19 protein-coding genes and 2 tRNA genes are annotated in these 22,839 nt (G+C 35.1%); all 21 read left to right on the top strand.

Annotation, left to right across the window (positions count from 1 at the left end; genetic code table 11):
- The first annotated feature begins 228 nt into the window (after positions 1-228).
- The 21 genes from pth to hslO all read left to right on the top strand — a co-directional run bounded on the left by pth (position 229) and on the right by hslO (position 22,822).
- A complete protein-coding gene (gene pth, locus J2S19_RS21680) occupies positions 229-786 on the top strand; it encodes an aminoacyl-tRNA hydrolase (protein ID WP_307346378.1) in 558 nt (185 codons plus the stop codon).
- A 109-nt stretch (positions 787-895) separates the two neighbouring features.
- Positions 896-1,126, top strand: a complete 231-nt coding sequence (fin, locus tag J2S19_RS21685) for an anti-sigma-F factor Fin (protein WP_307346381.1) — start codon at positions 896-898, stop codon at positions 1,124-1,126.
- Between the two features lie 309 nt (positions 1,127-1,435).
- Positions 1,436-4,966 (top strand): transcription-repair coupling factor, encoded by a 3,531-nt coding sequence (gene mfd / locus J2S19_RS21690; protein ID WP_307346384.1) that lies wholly within the window; start codon positions 1,436-1,438, stop codon positions 4,964-4,966.
- Positions 4,967-5,348: 382 nt separating this feature from the next.
- Positions 5,349-5,885 (top strand): stage V sporulation protein T, encoded by a 537-nt coding sequence (gene spoVT, locus J2S19_RS21695; protein WP_307346386.1) that lies wholly within the window; start codon positions 5,349-5,351, stop codon positions 5,883-5,885.
- Between the two features lie 229 nt (positions 5,886-6,114).
- Positions 6,115-7,710 carry a putative polysaccharide biosynthesis protein gene (locus J2S19_RS21700; protein WP_307346389.1) on the top strand — a complete coding sequence of 532 codons (1,596 nt, stop codon included), beginning with the start codon at positions 6,115-6,117 and terminating at the stop codon, positions 7,708-7,710.
- A 9-nt stretch (positions 7,711-7,719) separates the two neighbouring features.
- Entirely contained in the window at positions 7,720-9,192 is a 1,473-nt protein-coding gene (yabN, locus tag J2S19_RS21705) for a bifunctional methyltransferase/pyrophosphohydrolase YabN (RefSeq protein WP_307346392.1), read from the top strand.
- 2 nt (positions 9,193-9,194) lie between these two features.
- Complete coding sequence (locus J2S19_RS21710; RefSeq protein WP_307346393.1) at positions 9,195-9,461, top strand: RNA-binding S4 domain-containing protein; 267 nt, start codon at positions 9,195-9,197, stop codon at positions 9,459-9,461.
- A gap of 108 nt (positions 9,462-9,569) precedes the next feature.
- The gene (yabP, locus tag J2S19_RS21715; RefSeq protein ID WP_307346396.1) at positions 9,570-9,881 is read left to right on the top strand and encodes a sporulation protein YabP; all 312 of its coding nucleotides are present in this window, start codon (positions 9,570-9,572) and stop codon (positions 9,879-9,881) included.
- Positions 9,878-10,513 carry a spore cortex biosynthesis protein YabQ gene (yabQ, locus tag J2S19_RS21720; RefSeq protein WP_307346399.1) on the top strand — a complete coding sequence of 212 codons (636 nt, stop codon included), beginning with the start codon at positions 9,878-9,880 and terminating at the stop codon, positions 10,511-10,513. The genes yabP and yabQ overlap by 4 nt, the downstream gene beginning before the upstream one ends.
- A gap of 14 nt (positions 10,514-10,527) precedes the next feature.
- Entirely contained in the window at positions 10,528-10,896 is a 369-nt protein-coding gene (locus J2S19_RS21725) for an FtsB family cell division protein (RefSeq protein WP_307346401.1), read from the top strand.
- An 87-nt stretch (positions 10,897-10,983) separates the two neighbouring features.
- Positions 10,984-11,436, top strand: coding sequence for a S1 domain-containing RNA-binding protein (locus J2S19_RS21730; protein ID WP_307346403.1), 453 nt, complete (start codon positions 10,984-10,986; stop codon positions 11,434-11,436).
- Positions 11,437-11,751: 315 nt separating this feature from the next.
- Positions 11,752-11,828: transfer RNA gene (locus J2S19_RS21735), tRNA-Met, on the top strand.
- Between the two features lie 19 nt (positions 11,829-11,847).
- Positions 11,848-11,919 (top strand) — tRNA-Glu (locus J2S19_RS21740).
- 329 nt (positions 11,920-12,248) lie between these two features.
- Positions 12,249-14,726, top strand: a complete 2,478-nt coding sequence (gene spoIIE, locus J2S19_RS21745; RefSeq protein ID WP_307346406.1) for a stage II sporulation protein E — start codon at positions 12,249-12,251, stop codon at positions 14,724-14,726.
- Positions 14,727-14,831: 105 nt separating this feature from the next.
- Positions 14,832-15,569, top strand: coding sequence for a VWA domain-containing protein (locus tag J2S19_RS21750; protein ID WP_307346409.1), 738 nt, complete (start codon positions 14,832-14,834; stop codon positions 15,567-15,569).
- Positions 15,535-16,566, top strand: coding sequence for a serine/threonine protein kinase PrkT (prkT, locus tag J2S19_RS21755; RefSeq protein ID WP_307346412.1), 1,032 nt, complete (start codon positions 15,535-15,537; stop codon positions 16,564-16,566). Before J2S19_RS21750 ends, prkT begins: the two co-directional genes overlap by 35 nt.
- A gap of 267 nt (positions 16,567-16,833) precedes the next feature.
- A complete protein-coding gene (gene tilS, locus J2S19_RS21760) occupies positions 16,834-18,222 on the top strand; it encodes a tRNA lysidine(34) synthetase TilS (RefSeq protein ID WP_307346449.1) in 1,389 nt (462 codons plus the stop codon).
- A gap of 22 nt (positions 18,223-18,244) precedes the next feature.
- The gene (gene hpt / locus J2S19_RS21765) at positions 18,245-18,781 is read left to right on the top strand and encodes a hypoxanthine phosphoribosyltransferase (protein ID WP_307346414.1); all 537 of its coding nucleotides are present in this window, start codon (positions 18,245-18,247) and stop codon (positions 18,779-18,781) included.
- Between the two features lie 109 nt (positions 18,782-18,890).
- The gene (ftsH, locus tag J2S19_RS21770; protein ID WP_307346415.1) at positions 18,891-20,834 is read left to right on the top strand and encodes an ATP-dependent zinc metalloprotease FtsH; all 1,944 of its coding nucleotides are present in this window, start codon (positions 18,891-18,893) and stop codon (positions 20,832-20,834) included.
- Between the two features lie 158 nt (positions 20,835-20,992).
- Positions 20,993-21,766 carry a type III pantothenate kinase gene (locus J2S19_RS21775; protein ID WP_307346417.1) on the top strand — a complete coding sequence of 258 codons (774 nt, stop codon included), beginning with the start codon at positions 20,993-20,995 and terminating at the stop codon, positions 21,764-21,766.
- Positions 21,767-21,946: 180 nt separating this feature from the next.
- Positions 21,947-22,822 (top strand): Hsp33 family molecular chaperone HslO, encoded by an 876-nt coding sequence (gene hslO / locus J2S19_RS21780; protein ID WP_307346420.1) that lies wholly within the window; start codon positions 21,947-21,949, stop codon positions 22,820-22,822.
- Positions 22,823-22,839: the final 17 nt, after the last annotated feature.

The following is a 22,839-nucleotide window of genomic DNA, read 5'->3' on the forward strand; positions in this document are numbered from 1 at the left end:
TTTGGTCATTATTCGCTATCATATAGAGGACACCTCTTCTGTATGGAATTTTGATTCTCGACAAATCAACTATACCAAACGGATAGGTGTTTTTTCATGCATTTTTATTGTGTCAATGATCGTACTTGAATGACATTAGCAACTACTGTTGGTTGAACCTATCGCTCATTTTTCGATGCGAAAGTTGAGTAACTTATAAATGGAAGAATTGTTAGGAGGGTTTCAAACATGAAACTCATTGTTGGTCTTGGGAATCCAGGTAAACAATATGAGCTAACTAGACATAATGTTGGCTTTATGGTAATAGATGAACTTTCTAAAGAATTATCAATTCCTTTAGACCGCCAAAAATTTAACGGTGTGTATGGAATGGGTCATATTGCAGGTGAGAAAGTCATATTATTAAAACCACTGACATACATGAACTTATCTGGTGAATGTATTCGTCCATTAATGGACTATTATGAAATAAGTGATGATGAGTTGGTTGTCATTTATGATGATTTAGATTTACCGGTAGGGAAAATCCGCCTTAGAACAAAAGGGAGTGCTGGTGGACATAATGGAATAAAGTCTATTATCCTACATTTAGCTACACAACAATTTAATCGTGTCCGAGTAGGGATTGACCGTCCAAAAAATGGAATGAAGATAACTGATTATGTTTTAGGACGTTTTCTTGATGAAGAACAAGTAGAAATAAGTCATGCTATTAAGCGTTCAACTCTTGCTTGTGAGAAGTGGGTAACTACTGACTTTTTACAAGTTATGAATGAGTTTAATTAATCAGGAATACTTTAGGATACCTCTACATATGAGATATTTATAACCCATGTATATTCTTCCTGAAATAGGTTCATACTATATGCAAATAATCCTTTTTCAGGAGGTATATATGGCTCTGCATTATCATTGTAGACATTGTGGTGTGAAAGTAGGAAGCATTGATAATATTTCCGTTACTAGTGAACAATTAGGCTTTCATCATTTAAATAATGAAGAGAGACAAGAAATGATAAATTACCAGCAAAATGGAGATATACATGTAAAGACAATATGTGAGGACTGTCAGGATGCATTAAATAGAAACCCTGAATTCCACCAATATGAAAGTTTTATTCAGTAAGAGCTTTGGGCAAACCCAAAGCATTTTTCTGTTTGGATTTCCAGCTTATTACAACTCATGTATGCAGGTTAAATTTGTGTGACTCATTACAGTAAGCGTATTCTCATGTAATTTGAGGAGATGACATTAAGTTTGCTTGTGCGTTCGTAACAACACTACTCCACCTAAACTGAATATGCTATTGGAAAAGTCAATGCAGACGATAAAGCTAGTAAAGCCAAATATGAATACTAACCAATTAAAAATGGTATTTATAAAGAATTTAACAACAAAGTAAATCTATGAATATACCTGAAAGGGGGGCTAACCTTGGATAATTTACAAACTTATTTTAATGAAACAGATGATTTCAATACAGTTGTTTCAGGCGTAAAGGAAGGGTTAAAGGAACAGTTAGTAGCAGGTTTATCGGGGTCAGCTAGAACCGTATTTACCTCAGCACTATATAATGATTTAAATAAGTCATTGTTAGTGGTCACTCACAATCTATACCAGGCTCAAAAGATTTATGAAGACCTTGTTAATCTGTTAGGTGATATTGTATACCTGTATCCAGTCAATGATTTGATTGCCTCAGAAATTGCTGTTGCAAGCCCTGAGCTTAAGGCGCAGAGAATTGAAGTCTTGAATCGTTTGACAGAAGAGAAACAAACAGTTGTTGTAACACCTGTTGCAGGAATCCGTAGGATGTTACCACCCAAAAAACTGTGGCAGACAAAGCAAGTTAGCTTGTCTTTAGGACAAGATATTAATTTAGATGAGCTCATAAATAAGCTTCATTCACTAGGCTATGAAAGAGCAGATATGGTTAGTTCACCAGGAGAGTTTAGTGTACGTGGTGGAATTGTTGATATATACCCGTTAACAGAGGAAACAGCAGTCAGAATTGAGTTGTTTGATACGGAAATTGATTCAATAAGGACCTTTAATATAGAGGATCAGCGGTCACTTAATATGTTGAAGGAAATCTTAATCGGTCCTGCAAATGAATTATTTATTAACGGTGAGGCAAAGACTCGTGCAATAGATGCGATTGAAGCGGGTTTATCTAGAAGCTTAAAGAAAGTAAAAGATGAAAAACATAAGGAGCTTCTATTTGAAAATATTCAGTATGACCTGGAGAGACTACGAAATGACCAAGTAGATCAAGATATTTTTAAATATTCTTCGCTCTTCTATGATGCAGCTAGTAGTCTACTAGACTATTTTCCAAGTAACTCGATTGTTGTTCTTGACGAAATAGGCAGAATACATGAAACATATGACCAGTTAGATCGAGAAGAGGCTGAATGGTATACGAGCTTACTTGAGGATGGAAAAATAATTCATGACATAAAGCTCTCGCACTCATATGTTGATGTTATCCAAAAATCGAGGCATTCACTTATTTATTTATCATTGTTTTTACGTCATGTTCCTCATACAAGCCCACAAAACATTTTAAATTTGTCATGTAAACAAATGCAAAACTTTCATGGACAAATGAATGTGTTGAAAAATGAGTTAGAACGATGGAAAAAATCAAACTATGCGATTGTTTTTCTAGGTGTTAATGAAGAACGAACGAAAAAGCTAGAACAAGTTTTAGACGATTACGAAATAAATTCTACTATTAAGCATAGAGAAGATAAACTTATCAACGGAAAAGTTATCATTATGGAAGGTGATTTACAAACTGGTTTTGAACTTCCGATGCAAAAGCTAGCCGTAATAACTGAGGAAGAGCTCTTTAAAAAGCGTGTTAAAAAACAGGTGAGAAGGCAGAAGCTTTCAAATGCAGAGAGAATTAAAAGTTATTCAGAGCTTGAAATAGGTGACTATGTTGTCCATGTTAATCACGGTATAGGTAAATACCTCGGTATTGAAACGTTAGAGATAAATGGCATACATAAAGATTATTTAAATATCCGTTATCAAGGTAGCGACCAATTATATGTACCAGTTGAACAAATAGATCAAGTTCAAAAATATGTAGGGTCTGAAGGTAAAGAACCGAAGATTTACAAATTGGGTGGGAACGATTGGAAGAAAGTTAAAAGAAAGGTCGAATCATCTGTTCAAGATATTGCCGATGATTTAATAAAATTGTATGCAGAGAGGGAAGCAAGCGAAGGATATGCTTTCTCACCGGATGGAGAAATGCAAAAAGAATTTGAGTTAGCCTTCCCTTATCAAGAAACTGAGGATCAACTACGTTCAATACAAGAAATTAAGAAAGATATGGAACGAATCCGCCCAATGGATAGGCTTCTATGTGGAGATGTTGGATATGGTAAGACAGAAGTGGCTATTAGGGCTGCCTTTAAGGCGATTGCGGATGGGAAACAAGTAGCACTGCTAGTCCCAACAACCATTTTAGCACAACAGCATTATGAGACCATAAGAGAAAGGTTTCAAGATTACCCAATAGAAATAGGGTTATTAAGCAGGTTTAGAACGAGAAAGGAAATAACCGAAACAAAAAAAGGTTTAGCTAATGGTACCGTTGATATTGTAATAGGAACGCATCGCCTCTTATCAAAGGATGTAACATATAAAGACTTAGGATTACTAATTATTGATGAAGAGCAACGATTTGGTGTTACTCATAAAGAAAAAATTAAACAGTTAAAAACAAATGTTGATGTACTTACATTAACAGCGACTCCAATTCCAAGAACATTGCATATGTCAATGCTTGGCGTTCGTGATTTATCAGTCATCGAAACACCACCAGAGAATCGATTCCCGGTTCAAACTTATGTTGTGGAGTATAATGGTGCACTTGTTAGAGAAGCGATTGAAAGGGAGTTAGCTCGTGGTGGTCAAGTATTTTTCTTATATAATCGTGTAGAGGATATAGAGAGAAAGGCTGAAGAAATTTCGATGCTTGTACCTGATGCAAGGGTGACGTATGCTCATGGAAGGATGACTGAAAATGAATTAGAGTCTGTCATGCTAAACTTTCTAGAGGGTGAATTTGATGTCCTTGTTAGTACGACGATTATTGAAACCGGTGTTGATATCCCAAATGTCAATACGCTAATCGTAAATGATGCAGATAAAATGGGATTATCTCAACTTTACCAATTAAGAGGTCGAGTAGGTCGTTCAAATCGTATTGCATATGCGTACTTTACACATAGAAAAGATAAAGTCTTAACAGAGGTTGCAGAGAAAAGGCTACAGGCAATTAAAGAGTTTACCGAATTAGGATCCGGATTTAAGATTGCAATGCGGGACTTATCGATTAGAGGCGCTGGAAATTTATTGGGTGCACAACAGCATGGCTTTATTGACTCAGTCGGGTTTGATTTATATTCACAGATGTTAAAAGAGGCAATTGAGGAACGAAGAACTGATAAACCGAAAGAAAAGCAAATTAATGTAGAGATCGATTTACAACTTGATGCTTACTTACCACAGGATTATATTACTGATGGCCGTCAAAAAATCGACATGTATAAGCGATTTAGGACGATTACATCTCTGACAGAATTAGAAGAATTACAGGAAGAGATGATTGACAGGTTTGGAGAATATCCAATCGAGGTGGACTATTTATTCCAGGTTGCTGCAATAAAAGTTTATTCGATTCAAGAACGTGTCGAGATGATTAAACAAGAAAAAGACCAAATAAATATTTACTTAGAAGAGGAAGCTAGTAATAAAATTGATGGTGCTCTGTTATTCGAACTAAGTTCTAAATATAATCGTACTGTCAGTCTGGGTATGGATGGGGGACGACTTAAAATCGCCATTTTAACAAAAGGATTAACTGAGCAGAGATGGCTAGCGATCATAAAAGAGCTATTAAATGGGCTAGTTAATGTTAAAAAGGAAAATTTAAGTATTAATTGACCGTTTATAACTAATTATTCATGGCCATGATGAATAGTTGCTCAAATGATGAAATTTAGAAAAAATCACTTTCTGGATGTATATTACATCCCATGTGTAGGATACTAATTTCAACAAATGGTGATTGTTACATATAGAAAAAAGCACCTGTTAAACCTTTTAAGCAATGCCTTGTTAACTACCTACAGTTTTTATTAATTTCTATTAGGCCTAATATAGAACTATGCTGAGGAGATTCTTGCAAATGGTGAAAGTGTTAACCTATATTGACAAGGCTTGCAGAAAAGACTTCAATTATTTTGGGAATAAATAAAATTCTCTAATTGACAGGGGAAAAACAATCATCCTTTCCAATCATCCGATGAAAGTGAGGCAACATAAGATGAAAGCAACTGGTATTGTTCGTCGCATTGATGATTTAGGTCGTGTAGTGATTCCGAAGGAAATTAGAAGAACACTACGAATCCGTGAAGGAGACCCTCTAGAAATATTTGTAGACCGTGATGGTGAAGTGATTTTGAAGAAATACTCACCAATAAGTGAGTTAAGCGACTTTTCTAAGGAGTATGCAGATGCTCTATACGATAGTTTAGGTCATCCAGTACTAATATGTGATAGAGACACATATATTGCCGTTTCGGGTGGCTCTAAAAAGGATTATCTTAATAAAAGTATAGGAGAAGTAGTCGAACGTGTCATGGATGATAGAACATCTGTATTAAAAACAGATACTGGAGAGACTCAAATAGTTGAAGGGTTAAATGAGGATATAAAATCCTATACCATAGGTCCGATTGTTGCAAATGGAGACCCAATTGGTGCAGTGCTTATATACTCAAAGGACCAATCAATTGGTGAAGTTGAGCATAAAGCTGTCGAAACAGCAGCAGGTTTCTTAGCGCGACAGATGGAACAGTAAAAGGGAGGTGGCCTACGATGTAGGCTGCCTTTTTTTCTGTAACTACTGTTTAGTTATATAACATATTTGCTATTTACTTATTTACTACTTATCGTTCTAAGTTCAGTGTAAGTACTCTCTGTAAAAGGGTAGTGCGCATTGGAATTTGAAATATATTGAACAAGCTCATTATGCCCAAATCTTGTAAAATGAATATGCTATAATAAAGTTTAGAATGAGAGGGGCTAACATGAACGTTCAGAAGAACAATAGTATTCAAATGGCCATGCAAGGGGCTTTTATCCTTACTGTTGCAGGTATAATAACAAAGATATTAAGCGCAATATATCGTGTCCCGTATCAAAATATTGTCGGAGACATAGGCTTTTATATTTATCAGCAGGTTTATCCTTTATATGGCATGAGTGTTATATTGGCCACGTCAGGATTTCCGGTCATGGTGTCGAAAGTAATGATGGAATATGGTTATGGAAAATCAAATCAAGTACGTTCAAAGATATTAACGGTATCATTCTTTTATATTTTTATTAGTAGTTTTATACTAAGTGTCATACTCTTCTTTTGTGCAGATGAAATTGCTATGATTATGGGGGACTATCAATTAACCCCACTTATTCAAATTACATCATTGGCTTTTATCTTCACCCCGTTTATCTCAACTTTACGAGGCTATTTTCAAGCTGATCAAAGCATGCACCCTACTGCCATTTCGCAAGTTATTGAACAAGGGATAAGAGTATCTGTTATCTTGATTAGCTCTTACTTTCTAATACGTGCAGGTTATAATTTTTATGAAGCTGGATTTGGTGCGTTAGTAGGTTCAATAGTTGGTAGTATAGCTGCGTTTTGTTGTTTATTTTACATATGGTGGAAAAGAGGAGAGTCAAAAAATATAAAGTGGACGTTTACTCGAAGTCCAAGCATATCATCAAAAAAGATTATTATTTCTTTACTAAAGTACAGTTGGACGATTTGTATAAGTAGCTTATTACTAATATTGATACAGCTCATTGATTCGTTAAATCTATATACACTATTGGTGGAAAACGGTATGGATAGTAATGTGGCTAAGGAGACGAAGGGGATATATGACAGAGGTCAACCCCTTATTCAACTAGGTACAGTTGTGGCTACCTCGTTAGCACTATCATTAGTTCCATTAATTGCGACTGCTAAGGTGAGAAATGATTATAAATTAATTAAAGAAAAGCTAAATCTATCGATAAAATTATGTGTATTTATTGGAGCAGGAGCAGCAGCGGGATTAATTGCAATTATAAAGCCTGCAAATGTAATGCTCTTTACAAATTATTCAGGTTCGTCCGTACTAATGATATTAAGTAGTTCCATTTTGTTTACATCGTTATCATTAACACTATTTGCCGTGTTACAAGGATTGGGACTTGTTTATATGCCTGCTTTAGCTGTGATAATTGGTGTAATCAGTAAATATTACCTAAATGAATTTTTAATTACTCACTATGGTATAAATGGTGCTGCAGTATCAAGTGTTTTATCTTATATGATTGTGACGTTTATTACTTTTTTATATTTAGTGAAAAAAGGATACTTATTTCAAGAATACAAAGAAATTTTAAAGATTAGTTTATCGTGTGTTTTAATGGTAAGTGTTGTGACAGGTGTATATTATGTGTTTGATTTATTTCTAAACCTTGAAAATCGTCTCCAAGCTACATATGTGACATTTATATTAGTATTTATCGGTGCGATTATATACATTGCAACTTGTCTAAAGATAGCAGTTTTTACAAAGGAAGAGCTTCGATATATCCCAATCATAAAAAAGTTTGCAAATATGAAATGAGGTAAGTAAATGGGAAAGAAAATAACAATAATTGGACTTGGTGCAGGTGATCTAAATCAGTTACCCTTTGGTGTATACAAGATGATAACAGAAACGGAGCATTTATATTTACGTACTGAAAAGCATCCAGTCATTGATGAACTAAAACAAGAGATATCATATGAGTCCTTTGATACAGTATATGAACAAAGCAGTCAATTTGAAGAAGTGTATCGTACGATAACGGAATCTTTATTACAAAAGGCAGAGTATAATGATATTGTCTATGCTGTGCCTGGTCACCCGTTAGTAGCTGAAAAAACTGTTCAATTACTACTAAATGAAGGTAGGGGAAAAGGTTATACAATCGTTGTACAAGGTGGGCAAAGCTTTTTGGATGCGATGTTCCAAGCATTAGAAATTGACCCAGTTGAAGGGTTTCAGTTAGTTGATGCTATAAGTATGGAAAGCAATAAATTAGACCTACAAGGGCATCTTATCATTACACAAGTATATGACCAAATCGTCGCTTCCGAAGTGAAATTATCTTTAATGGAACAATTGCCGGATGATTATAAAGTAAAAATTGTAACTGCAGCAGGCAGTGAAGACCAGCTAATCAAGGAAGTTCCATTATATGAAATTGATCGGGAAATTAACGTAAACAATTTAACAAGTATCTATGTACCGCCAGTAGATAACAGGGAGCAGTTACATCATCAGTTTAATGTGCTTCGTCAAATCATTGCTCAGTTAAGGGGGCCAAATGGTTGCCCGTGGGATATAGAACAAACTCATCAGTCATTAAAAAAATATCTAATTGAAGAATGCTATGAATTAATAGAAGCAATTGACGAAGAGGATATTGATCATATTATTGAAGAACTGGGAGACGTACTGTTGCAGGTCGTGCTCCATGCACAGATCGGTGAAGATGATGGTATGTTTTCAATTGATGAAGTGATAAAAGGAATATCAGATAAAATGGTGCGCCGACACCCACATGTTTTTGGTGACATAAAGGTTTCCGGGACAGATGATGTATTGAAGAATTGGAATGATATTAAGCAAGCAGAAAAGACAGAGGGTAGAGTATTATCTATTTTAGATAAAGTTACAACATCATTACCAGCATTATCAAAGGCGTACCATCTTCAAAAAGAGGCAGCTAAAGTAGGTTTTGATTGGACTTCGATAGATGACGTATGGGATAAGGTAAAGGAAGAAATCAAGGAGCTTGAAGTTGAGCTAACGATAAAAGATAATAATCACAAAATATTGCAAGAGTTTGGCGATGTAATATTTGCATTAGTTAATGTTGGTAGGCATTATAAAATTGAACCAGAGGAAGCACTAATTGTTACAAACAAGAAGTTTTATAACCGCTTCCGTTACATTGAAGAAATGGCTAGAAATCAACACCAAGATTTAACAGAACTCTCGTTAGAAGAGATGGATGCTTATTGGAATGAAGCGAAGAAGTTAGAAAAAGAGGGGGAGTAAAAATGAGATTAGATAAATTTCTTAAAGTATCAAGGTTAATCAAAAGAAGAACATTGGCAAAAGAGATTGCAGATCAGGGGAGAATATCGATTAATGGCGTTCCTGGTAAAGCAAGCTCAAACGTAAAAATAGGAGATGAGTTACTTGTTCGTTTTGGACAAAAGCTTGTCACCGTCGAGATTTTAGATATTAAAGAAACGACAAGAAAGGAAGAGGCTGCAAATCTTTATAAAATTGTTAAGGAAGAAAAAATTAGTCAGGAGTTTTAAACATATGACGGTACATTGTTCTTTGTAATTCATGGGAGCTTGTTCTAAAGTGTTTTCTTCATACATAACATGTAGAAGAAAATCCTTTATAAGAATGTGGAGGTAGCCATGAATCAATATTATGAGAACAATTCATCTGTTAATAAAGGTACAATTCCAGAACATGATGTTATCATGCGAGGCAGGAAGTTATTAGAAATTACTGGTGTCAAACAAGTAGAAAGCTTCGATAATGAAGAATTCCTATTAGATACGGTAATGGGCGCATTAGCTATCCGTGGCCAGAACTTACAAATGAAAAATCTTGATGTAGATAAAGGAATAGTATCGATAAAGGGTTCAAGAATTTTTGATTTAATTTACTTAGATGAGCAGCATGGGGAGAAAGCTAAAGGACTCTTTAGCAAGTTATTTAAATGAGTTTATCTACACAATTTTATACGATGCTGGCAATGGTAGGTATGGGAAGCTGGCTCGGTGCTGCCCTTGATACATATGGTCGCTTTTTAAAGCGGCCAATGAGGGCGAGATGGGTCGTCTTTATAAATGATTTTATGTTCTGGCTCGTACAGGGACTCATCCTATTTTATATATTATTGCTAGTGAATGAAGGTGAACTTCGAGTCTATATCTTCCTTGCTGTATTGTGTGGTTATGCGACTTATCAAAGTCTTTTGAAACAACTTTATCTACGTTTCCTCGAATTGTTAATTCAGACAAGCTTAGCTATATATCGCTTTTTAATAAAAATTGGCCATGTTATGCTAGTCAAACCAATTATTGGTTTATTTCAGCTTGTTACAACAATTTTACTAGGTTTATTGCATTTACTATTGAATATTATTAAATGGGGCTATAAGATTTTAATAACAATCATTAAATTTCTATTCATGCCTGTTTTATATATTCTAAAGTTATTTTGGAAACTGGTTCCGAAAAGGATAAGAGTGCTTATTGGGAAGAATCTAAAATATATAGCAGGATTTAAGAGAAAAATCAAGAATATATATAACAAACTTAAGTCCTGGTGGCGTCATGTGAAGAAAAAGTAGGAGGATTTATCTGTATGAGTTTTGAGAGATCAAAGAAAATTACTGAGTTACAATCTCAATATATGCAGCAACAAGAAAAGCAGCAGCAACTAGCAAAAAGACGCAAAAAAGGTTTGTTTCGTAGACTAGTAATGTTATTTTCTTTAGTCATCATATGCTCTGCAATCATGATAACCACCCTTTATAATCAATCAAATGCGATTGATGAAAAAAGAGAAGAACAGAAGGAACTAGATGAGAAGTTAACTAGTCTTGAAAAAGAGGAAAAGTTATTAAGAGAAGAAATTGTAAAGCTTAACGATGACGAGTATATTGCGAAGATAGCTAGAAGGGATTATTTTTTATCTGATGATAATGAAATCATCTTCAATATAAAAGACTAGCCTTGTTGACACTAGATTTTTTATTTATGTATAATATAATAAAGATTCGAATGATTTTTTATCTGTTTAAGGAGGAGCATTATTTTTATGTCGATTGAAGTTGGCAGCAAGTTACAGGGTAAAGTGACGGGCATTACTAATTTTGGAGCGTTTGTTGAGCTACCAGGAGGCGCAACAGGTCTCGTACACATCAGTGAAGTTGCCGATAATTATGTGAAGGATATCAATGATCACTTAAAAGTCGGAGACGAAGTTACAGTTAAAGTAATTAATGTAGAAAAAGATGGCAAAATTGGCTTATCAATCAAGAAAGCAATTGACAGACCAGAACGCCCAGAACGTCCAGAACGCCCAAGAAACTCAGATCGTCCAAGGCAGTCAGATCGCCCAAGACAAAGAGGGAATGACTTTCGTACAAATACGAAGGAAAGCTTTGAGCAAAAAATGAACCGTTTCTTAAAGGATAGTGAAGACAGATTATCTTCATTAAAACGTAACACAGAATCAAAACGTGGTGGTCGTGGAGCTAGAAGAGGATAGCTTGCTGCTTTCATATATTTAAAAGGGGTGAATCTTCTATTTTGAGTCACCCCTTTTGTATTTCTGTAAATAATCACCTATCATTCAGGTAGTGCAAAGCAAACACGTTTAAATTACTAAATTTTTATTGACTGATAAGAGGAACGGTTGTATTATATAACTTGTGTCTCATTAATGATTATGGCGGTGTAGCTCAGCTGGCTAGAGCGACGAGCAAAGCTTCCATGAATCATCTACGAGTTGTACCCATCGAGAAGCTCCTTTGAATTAACGTACTGAGATGGGGACATATAACTAGGGGCGTTTTATATCTATGGCGGTGTAGCTCAGCTGGCTAGAGCGTACGGTTCATACCCGTGAGGTCGTGGGTTCGATCCCCTCCGCCGCTACCATAGTAAAAAAAAGTAAATCGGCCCGTTGGTCAAGCGGTTAAGACACCGCCCTTTCACGGCGGTAACACGGGTTCGAATCCCGTACGGGTCATAAAAAAAGGCTAGTTGCATATATGCAGCTAGCTTTTTTTGTTTTTACTAAGATATCCAGCGTATAAAGATTATATATGAATTTATCATGAGATAGTACAAAAGATATTTATCTTATTTCATGAAATTAGACATTATTTTAAGCCGAATATCTGTTAGGACTAAAATTTTGGCGAATTATTATATGTAAAATTTTCATATCCATGGAGGTTTTGTCGCATTGCTCAAAAACAGTCGAACTGTTTTTAGATTAGCCCTCCTTCGTTTGACAAATTCTTGTCCCACTATCCGATATAATTACAACCAATATGAATAAGTGGGGGAATGAACATGGAAAAAGTGGAAAGAAGGTTAATGGAGCCGATATCTGATTTGGGCATGCAAAAAACCCAACTAGTAGTCAATCGATTCTTACATAAATTTTCATCTCGACTACAATTATTCCTCTTACATAAGGGATTAATATATGCGATTATTGGGTTTTTGTTGGGACGAGCAATTATATTAGCAGAAATTATACCTTTTGCTTTGCCGTTTTTTGGAGCGATATTCCTCATGAAAAGGGATAAAGCATTACTTGCTGCTGTTGCATTAACAGCTGGTGGTTTTACAGTGAAGATTGATGTTGCAGTCATGATTATGATGTCTATTGTTGCTTTTCTTGTCTTAAATCGGTTGTGTGGATATATATTTAAAGATAAGCTCAAGGCATTACCTTTTGTCGTATTTGGAACGGTAGCTATAACAAGACTAGCATATACAATGCTTATTAAGTCATCATTAACTATGTATGATTATATGATGGCTGGTGTTGAATCGGGCTTATCATTTATTTTAACGTTAATATTTCTCCAAAGTATACCGCTTATATCCGCACGAAAATACAAACATTCATTAAAAGTTGAAGAAATTATCTGCATTATGATATTACTTGCTTCGGTCATGACAGGTTTAGTTGGTGTATCGTATCAAAATCTTCAAGCAGAACATATCTTTTCTAGATACATTGTCTTATTATTTGCCTTTATTGGTGGTTCCAGTATTGGGAGTACTGTAGGTGTTGTCACAGGGTTAATTTTAAGTTTAGCTAATGTTGGTAATTTATATCATATGAGTTTACTGGCATTTTCTGGATTATTAGGAGGACTACTAAGGGAAGGTCAAAAGATTGGAACAGCAATCGGTTTATTGATAGGGACTTTGCTAATTTCTCTGTATGGGCAAGGTTCAACGGAATTAATGACAACTATGATTGAATCACTGATTGCTATCCTATTGTTTTTTATCACACCAAAAATAATAACAGCACGTTTAGCTAAGCATATACCGGGTACAAATGAACATTCACAGGAACAGCAACAATATGTTAGAAAGATAAGAGATGTTACAGCACATAGAGTGGACCAATTTTCACAAGTTTTCCAAGCTTTGTCCGAGAGTTTTGCAACTTTTTATGAAAAAAATGAGCCAGAAGAAGAACAAAGAGAAACCGACTTATTTTTAAGTAATATAACAGAGAGTACTTGTCAAAATTGTTTCAAAAAGGAAAAGTGCTGGGTTAATAACTTTGATACAACTTATGATTTAATGCAACGAATTATGCACGAAAGCAAACAAAATACGTACCAAAATAATTTGAAATTGAAAAAGGACTTTCAAAGGCATTGCTCAAAGTCTAATAAAGTAGAGGAGGCAATTGAACAAGAGATTAATTATTTTCAAGCAAACCAGAAATTAAAGCGGGAGGTCCAAGAGAGTCGTAGGTTAGTTGCTGAGCAGTTATTAGGTGTTTCACATGTAATGGAAGATTTATCAAATGAAATTAAGAGAGAAAGGGAAAACCACTTTGTTCAGGAAGAGCAAATATTAGATGCGTTACAAAACTTTGGGATAGAAATTGTTAATGTCGATATATTTAACCTAGAGCAGGGCAATGTCGATATCGAAATGAGTATACCATTCTGTAATGGCCATGGAGAGTGTGAAAAAATTATTGCACCAATGCTATCAGATATCTTGGAAGAATCAATTATTGTAAAACATGAAGAATGTGCAAATTATCCTAATGGATATTGTCATGTCTCATTTGGCTCTGCAAAAAAATATAAAATTGATACAGGAGTGGCACATGCTGCAAAAGGAGGAGGTTTAGTTTCTGGAGACAGTTATTCTATGATTGATTTAGGTGTAGGCAAATTTGCAGTTGCAATTAGTGATGGAATGGGGAATGGTGTAAGAGCTCATTTTGAGAGTAATGAAACAATTAAACTTCTACAGAAAATTCTCCAAACAGGGATTGAAGAGAAGGTTGCAATAAAGACGATTAATTCGATTTTATCGTTAAGGACAACTGACGAGATATTCTCTACGCTAGACCTTGCTGTTGTTGATTTACAAGATGGAAATAGTAAATTTTTAAAAATCGGCTCAACACCAAGTTATATAAAAAGAGGAGATAAAATCATCCGAATTCAAGCAAGTAATTTACCAATGGGAATCATAGATGATTTTGATGTTGATGTCGTAGGTGAAAAGTTAAAGGCAGGAGATTTATTAATTATGATGAGTGATGGTATTTTCGAGGGGCCAAAGCATGTAGAGAACTATGATTTATGGATGAAGAGAAAGATAAGTGAAATTAAAACAACTAATCCGCAAGAAGTGGCTGACCTCATCATGGAAGAAGTGATACGAACAAGAGCGGGTAAAATTGAAGATGATATGACAGTAGTAGTATCATCAATTGACCATAATACACCGAAATGGGCGAGCATACCTGTGACAGGTAAGTCAAAGAAGACGGGGTGACGATAGTATAAAAAAAAAACCTTCTGGCGAAGATGATAAAAATAAATCTATGTCCACTTTTTATGAGCGGCCACAGAATATTATCGTCTCTTAGGAGGGTAAATGATGAAAAAAGGACACTTAAAGCAAATCTTGTTAATAACAGATGGTTGTTCGAACCAAGGTGAAGATCCTATAGCAATGGCAGCTTTAGCAAAGGAACAAGGAATAACAGTTAATGTTATCGGTGTATTGGAAGAGAATGTAATTGACCATGAGGCAATACAGGAAATTGAGGGAATTGCAATGTCAGGTGGAGGTGTCCATCAAATTGTCTATGCCCATCAATTATCACAAACTGTACAGATGGTTACAAGACAGGCAATGACACAAACCCTTCAAGGTGTAGTAAATAAAGAACTCCAACAAATATTAGGGAAAAATACTTCTATTGAGGAGTTACCGCCAGAAAAACGAGGAGAAGTGATGGAGGTCGTAGATGAATTAGGAGAAACATCAAGCCTAGATATCCTTATCTTAGTAGATACAAGTGCAAGTATGAAACCTAAACTTCCTACAGTCAAGGAAGCATTATTAGACCTATCAATTAGTCTAAATTCTCGTATTGGCGAAAACCAATTTTCGGTTTCAGTATTTCCTGGGAAAAAGAATGATGTTGAAAAGGTATTAGATTGGACCCCAAAACTAGAATCGTTATCATCAATCTTCCCTAAACTATCAACTGGAGGAATAACTCCTACTGGTCCAGCAATTAGAGATGCCGTTCAAAGTTTTAAAAAGAAACATTCCTTAAGGAGCTTTTTAAGAAATGATGAAGAGTACTACGATGAATCAGGCTTTTAATGTATCACCTGGAAAAGTCATCAAAGGTAAATGGAATGGCAAAACTTACAAGATAATAAAATTGCTTGGGCAAGGTGCAACGGGAAGTGTTTATTTAGCGATTGGTCATGAGGGCCAAGTTGCAATAAAACTTAGTAAAAATAGTATGGCAATTACATCAGAGGTTAATGTGCTAAAAAGGTTTGCTACGGTCCAAGGTACGTCTCTTGGGCCTTCTTTGCTTGATGTTGATGACTGGGTGTTAAACAATAATAAAATTGCTCCATTTTATGTTATGGAATATATAGAGGGGAATAATTTCCTTGAATTTGTTCAACAAAAAGGGACAGAATGGGCTGATGTGCTTATCCTCCAACTGCTAGGGAATATTGAGAAACTTCATAGACAAGGCTGGGTTTTTGGGGATTTAAAGCCTGAAAATCTATTAATTAGTGGACCCCCACCGCAAATTAGGTGTATTGATGTTGGTGGAACAACCCAACAAGGGCGTTCAATAAAAGAGTTCACTGAGTTTTTTGATAGAGGCTATTGGGGATTAGGAACTCGTAAGGCAGAACCATCCTATGATTTATTTGCAATTGCAATGATCCTAATTAATGCAGCATACCCGAAACGCTTTACAAAAAAAGATAGTAATGGGAAAAGTCAATTGTTTGAGGCTATAAACCAAAATTCATTTTTAAGAAAACATAAGTTAATCCTGCATCGGGCATTGCTCGGGGAATATCATGATGCTATTGAAATGAAAAGTGACTTTGTCCAAATGATATCTGAAGGAACACATAAAGCAAATAGTAATTCAACTGTAAGTAAGAAAAATGTACATATAAAAAATAATAAGCCTAGTCAATCACAATATTCAAAACCAAAGCAAAGATACAATTCTAGAAGGCAAGTAAAAAAGGGTAAAAAAGTATCTGGCTTTATTGAAACAATTATTATCTTAATTAGTGTATTTATTATTTATTCTTTATATGTTTACCATACCTTAATGTAAAGGTTTTTTTACATAATTGATATATATGTTAAGACAGACAGATACTTACAAAATAGCGAGACTTAATTACAGGTGTACAAAGTTAATAATAATCAATTTACATAGATATTGGGAAAATATTCATATAATATGTTTATTATGTGAACGAAAAACTTCACTTTTGTTTTTGGATTTGAAATAATGATAGGATAGTAAGTGAAGGGCGCATAGTGGAAACTATTTAAATGTAGTTAAGGACTTAATAATAAGTGTAAACAAAGAGGGAGAATTGTGAAAAAATTTTATAACCTTATTCAAAGTTATCAACTCATTGAAGAAGGTTCAACAATTGTTGTAGGTGTATCTGGAGGTCCAGATTCATTGGCCTTACTACATTTGTTAAATCAGATAAAAGATAAGCTAAGTCTAAAACTAGTTGTTGCACATGTTGACCATATGTTTAGAGGTGAACAATCTAAGAAGGAACTCGAATATGTGGTTTCACTTTGTAAAGAGCTCGAAATAGCTTGTGAAGCAATACAAATAAACGTGCAAGAATACGCAAGTAGACATCAAAAAAGCTCCCAAGTAGCAAGTAGGGAGTGTCGTTATCAATTTTATAAAGACGTAATGGACAAATATCAATCGCGTTATTTGGCATTAGGGCACCATGGGGATGACCAAATTGAAACAATTTTAATGCGATTAGTAAGAGGCAGTACAGGATTATCCCTAGCAGGAATTAGAATGAAGCGAAAATTCCATAGCGGCTTCATTATTAGGCCATTACTTAAAGTGACAAAAGAAGAAATCTTAAATTATTGTAGTGAACATCAGATTGTCCCTATGTTCGATCCAAGTAATGAGAAGTCAATTTATACAAGAAATCGATTTAGGAAATATATCTTACCTTATTTGAAAAAGGAAAACCCTCTTGTTCATGAAAGATTTCAGTATTTTAGTGAAACCTTATTAGAGGATGAAACGTATTTACAGGAATTAACGAGGGAAGAATTGAATAAAGTATTGAAAAGAAAAGAAAAGACAAATATAGAAATTGATATCATAGGCTTTTTAAAGCTACCTTTGCCTTTACAAAGAAGAGGGATTAAACTAATATTAAACTATCTATATGGAACTATTCCAGCTTCTCTTTCTTCAATACATATTGAAAGTTTATTGACTTTTATGTCAAAAAAACATCCTTCAGGTTCACTTGATTTCCCAGAGGGTCTTAAAGTGATTAAATCGTACCAGTATTGTTTGTTTACATTTGAACATAAAAAAACAAGCAAATATTATTATGAGCTTGAAATCCCTTCAGATATTAAACTTCCTAATGGGTTTTTAATCACATGTGAAATGACAAGGAATGCTTCACAATTGAGGTGTGATAACAGAACATTCATAATAGATGATCTTGCGTTAGTAAAGCCTCTTATAGTACGTACACGAGAGCCGGGAGATAAAATTTCACTAAAAGGCATGAATGGACGAAAAAAAGTAAAAGATATATTTATTAATGAGAAAGTACCTTTACAAAATCGCGATTCATGGCCAATTGTATTAGATGGAAATGGAAACATACTATGGTTGCCTGGTTTGAAAAAATCAACGTATGAAGCAAAGTCAGTAAATAAGGGTGTATATGTAGTATTGCATTATAAGGAGCAATGATCTTCTAGGGGGCAAACATTTAATGAGACAAGATATCGAAGAAGTTTTAGTAACGGAAGAACAAATTCAACAAAAAGTAAAAGAGTTAGGCAAAGTTCTCACTGAAGAATACAAGGATGAATTTCCACTTGCAATTGGTGTGTTAAAAGGTGCAATGCCTTTTATGGGTGACCTTTTAAAGAACATCGATACATATTTAGAGATGGACTTTATGGATGTATCTAGTTATGGTACTTCAACAGTATCTTCCGGTGAGGTTAAAATTATAAAAGACCTTGATACATCTGTTGAAGGTAGAAATATTTTAATTATTGAAGATATTATTGATAGTGGTTTAACATTGAGTTATTTAGTTAAGTTATTCCGTTATCGAAAAGCAAAATCAATTAAAATTGTGACTTTGCTTGATAAGCCAACAGGACGAAAAGCAGATATTGAAGCTGATTATGTAGGATTTAAAGTTCCAGATGAATTTGTCGTAGGGTACGGTCTTGATTATATGGAAAAGTATCGAAATTTACCTTACATAGGCGTTTTAAAACCGGAAATTTACAAGTAATAAACTAAATTAAAACACAGAATTGCTCAACTGCTTAATTTATTGTGTTACCATGATTTACTATGATACTATTTAAAATAGTTGTGTTGACTGTGGGAGGAGGTAAGGAATGAATCGGATCTTCCGTAATACCATATTTTATTTACTTATATTTTTAGTTATTATTGGGGTAGTTAGCTTTTTTACTGGCACTAACCCGAAAACAGAGCAAATTACGTATAATGAATTCATTTCTGACTTAAATAATGGGAAAGTTGAAGAAATGACTATTCAGCCTGTTCGTGGTGTATTCGAAGTTAGAGGACAGATGAAGGATGCAAAAGAAGATGAATCCTTCCTAACTTATATACCAACAGAACAAGGACTCAATCGTGTTGATGAAGCAGCTGAAGCAAATAATGTAAATAGGTTAAATATTGCACCAGCTGAAGAAACAAGTGGATGGGTTACATTCTTTACATCAATTATTCCGTTTATTATTATCTTTATTTTATTCTTCTTCTTATTAAACCAAGCTCAAGGCGGCGGAAGTCGTGTTATGAACTTTGGAAAAAGTAAAGCTAAGCTTTATAGCGAAGAAAAGAAGAAAGTTAAATTTAAAGATGTAGCTGGTGCTGATGAAGAGAAGCAAGAGCTTGTTGAAGTTGTAGAGTTCTTGAAAGACCCTCGAAAGTTTGCCGAACTAGGTGCAAGAATACCTAAAGGTGTTCTATTAAACGGACCTCCAGGTACAGGTAAAACATTACTAGCAAGAGCTGTAGCGGGAGAGGCTGGAGTACCATTCTTCTCGATAAGTGGTTCTGATTTCGTTGAAATGTTTGTCGGTGTCGGTGCATCGCGTGTTCGTGATTTATTTGAAAATGCAAAGAAGAATGCACCATGTATTATATTCATTGACGAAATTGATGCTGTTGGTCGTCAACGTGGAGCAGGTCTAGGTGGCGGTCATGATGAGCGTGAACAAACACTTAACCAACTCTTAGTTGAAATGGATGGTTTTGGTGCAAATGAAGGTATTATCATCATTGCAGCTACAAATAGACCAGATATTCTTGACCCTGCATTATTAAGACCAGGTCGTTTTGACCGTCAAATTACTGTAGATAGACCAGACGTTACAGGTCGTGAAGCTGTTCTAAAAGTACACTCTCGTAATAAACCGTTAGATGAAAGTGTTGATTTAAAGGCAATTGCAGCACGTACACCAGGGTTCTCTGGCGCAGATTTAGAAAACTTACTTAATGAGGCAGCTCTAGTTGCTGCAAGACAAGATAAGAAGAAAATAGATAATTCAGACCTTGATGAGGCGACAGACCGAGTTATTGCTGGTCCTGCCAAAAAGAGCCGCGTCATATCTAAGAAGGAAAGAAATATTGTTGCTTATCATGAAGCTGGGCACACAATTATAGGTGTAGTTTTAGACGAGGCTGATATGGTACATAAGGTAACGATTGTTCCTCGTGGTCAGGCTGGTGGATATGCGGTTATGCTGCCAAAAGAAGACCGCTACTTCATGACGAAACCTGAGCTCTTAGATAAAATCACTGGGTTACTTGGTGGTCGCGTAGCAGAAGAAATCGTATTTGGAGAAGTAAGTACTGGAGCTCATAATGACTTCCAAAGAGCAACTGGTATTGCGAGAAAAATGGTAACCGAATACGGTATGAGTGAAAAGCTAGGACCATTACAATTTGGCCAATCACAAGGTGGTCAAGTGTTCCTTGGTCGTGACATTCATAATGAACAAAACTATAGTGATGCTATTGCGCATGAAATTGATATGGAAATTCAACGATTTATTAAAGAAAGTTATGAGCGTGCTAGACAAATTCTAACTGAAAATCGTGATAAGTTAGAATTGGTTGCACAAACATTACTTGAAGTTGAAACACTTGATGCAGCACAAATTCAAAGTCTTGTTGAAAAAGGCAAATTGCCAGATCGTCCTGTGAAATCAGATAGTGACGAAGTGACAAGTGCTGAGAAATCTGACGATGTTAAAGTAAATATTCAATCAAAAAAGGACGAAGAAGGGCCGACTGAACAGTCCTAATAGTTCTTTAATAAGCCTGAATAAATCGATGACATAATAATTGTCATCGGTTTTTTTCGTTATTCAGGAATCGTTCAACTTTCCATAGACAAGAAACTTTGTGATAAAATGTAACGGAATATAAATACTACATATGACAAATATAAAGTGGTGATAAAATGATTCTAGTTTTAGATGTTGGAAATACTAATACAGTATTAGGTGTATATGAGGCAACTGATTTAAAGCATCATTGGAGAATAGAAACTAGCAGAAATAAAACAGAAGATGAATTTGGAATGGTTATTAAAGGTCTTTTCGAACACGTAGGGATAACTTTTGATGATATAGAAGGAATTATCATCTCTTCAGTCGTCCCACCTATCATGTTTGCATTAGAAAGAATGTGCAATAAATATTTCAAGTTAAAGCCTTTAGTAGTCGGACCGGGTATAAAGACAGGACTTAATATTAAATATGACAATCCTCGTGAAGTAGGGGCAGACCGAATCGTTAATGCGGTTGCTGGCATTTATGAATATGGTGGTCCGTTAATAATCGTTGATTTTGGAACTGCTACTACTTATTGTTACATAAACGAGGATTTGCAATATATGGGGGGCGCAATCGCACCTGGTATCAATATTTCAACTGAAGCTCTTTATTCAAGAGCTGCCAAGCTACCTCGTATTGAAATTACAAGACCAGATAATATTATAGGTAAAAATACAGTGAGTGCCATGCAGTCAGGTATACTTTATGGATACGTTGGACAAGTTGAAGGAATCGTAAAACGGATTAAAGATCAAGCGAATGTTATTCCGACGGTAATTGCGACTGGAGGATTAGCTTCACTAATTGCAAAGGAGTCAGATTGTATAGATGTTGTTGACCCATTTTTAACTTTACGGGGTTTACAACTTATCTATGACCGTAATACCTTAAATGATTAAAAAGATATATATCGGCAATATGAGAGGGTGCAACTACAAAGTCCGAAGGCTTTAAATAGGGCTAATAGAAACATTGGTCGAGTGAGGCCTTTTACTAGTTACGAGGCGAATTACTTTATTATAATCAAATTGTCGAGAAGGTCTCTATGAGAAGCATTAAAAATTGAAGGGAGTAAGTACATGGATTATTTAATTAAGGCTTTAGCATTTGATAATCAAGTGCGTGCCTACGCAGCAAGAACAACAGACACGATTTCGGAAGCCCAAAGGAGGCACCAAACTTGGCCTACAGCCTCTGCTGCTTTAGGACGCTCGATGACTTTTGGAGTTATGATGGGCTCTATGATGAAGGGCGATGCTAAGATAACAATAAAAATAGAGGGAAAAGGACCAATAGGTGCAATTCTTGTAGATAGTAATGCAAATGGCGAAGTACGAGGGTATGTCACAAATCCACAAGTGCATTTTGATTTGAATGAACAAGGTAAGTTAGATGTAGCTCGTGCAGTAGGTACAGATGGAAATTTAACAGTTGTTAAAGACCTTGGATTAAGAGACCAATTTTCTGGACAAGTTCCGATTGTATCTGGAGAGCTAGGAGAAGATTTTACATACTATTTAGTTACTTCAGAACAGGTTCCATCATCTGTAGGTGTCGGAGTATTAGTAAATCCAGATAATACAATTTTGGCATCAGGTGGGTTTATTATTCAATTAATGCCTGGTACAAGCGATGAAACAATTACTAAAATCGAGGATAGGTTAAATAAGATTGACCCGATTTCTAAGTTAATTCAACGTGGATTGACACCTGAGGAGATATTAGAGGAAGTGCTTGGTAAAGGGAATGTTAAATTTTTAGAAAAGCAGCCTTTACAATTTAAGTGCCAATGCTCAAAAGAAAGAATCGAAAATGCGATTATTAGTTTAGGTACAGAAGAGATACAAGCAATGATTGATGAAGATGGTCAAGCTGAGGCACAATGCCATTTTTGTAATGAAAAATATTTTTTATCAAAGGATGACCTAGAAAATCTCAAAAATGAAGCAAAGTAAAAATTGTAGCCCTTAGT

The organism is Metabacillus malikii (genome assembly GCF_030813355.1).
GTDB classification, from domain to species: domain Bacteria; phylum Bacillota; class Bacilli; order Bacillales; family Bacillaceae; genus Metabacillus; species Metabacillus malikii.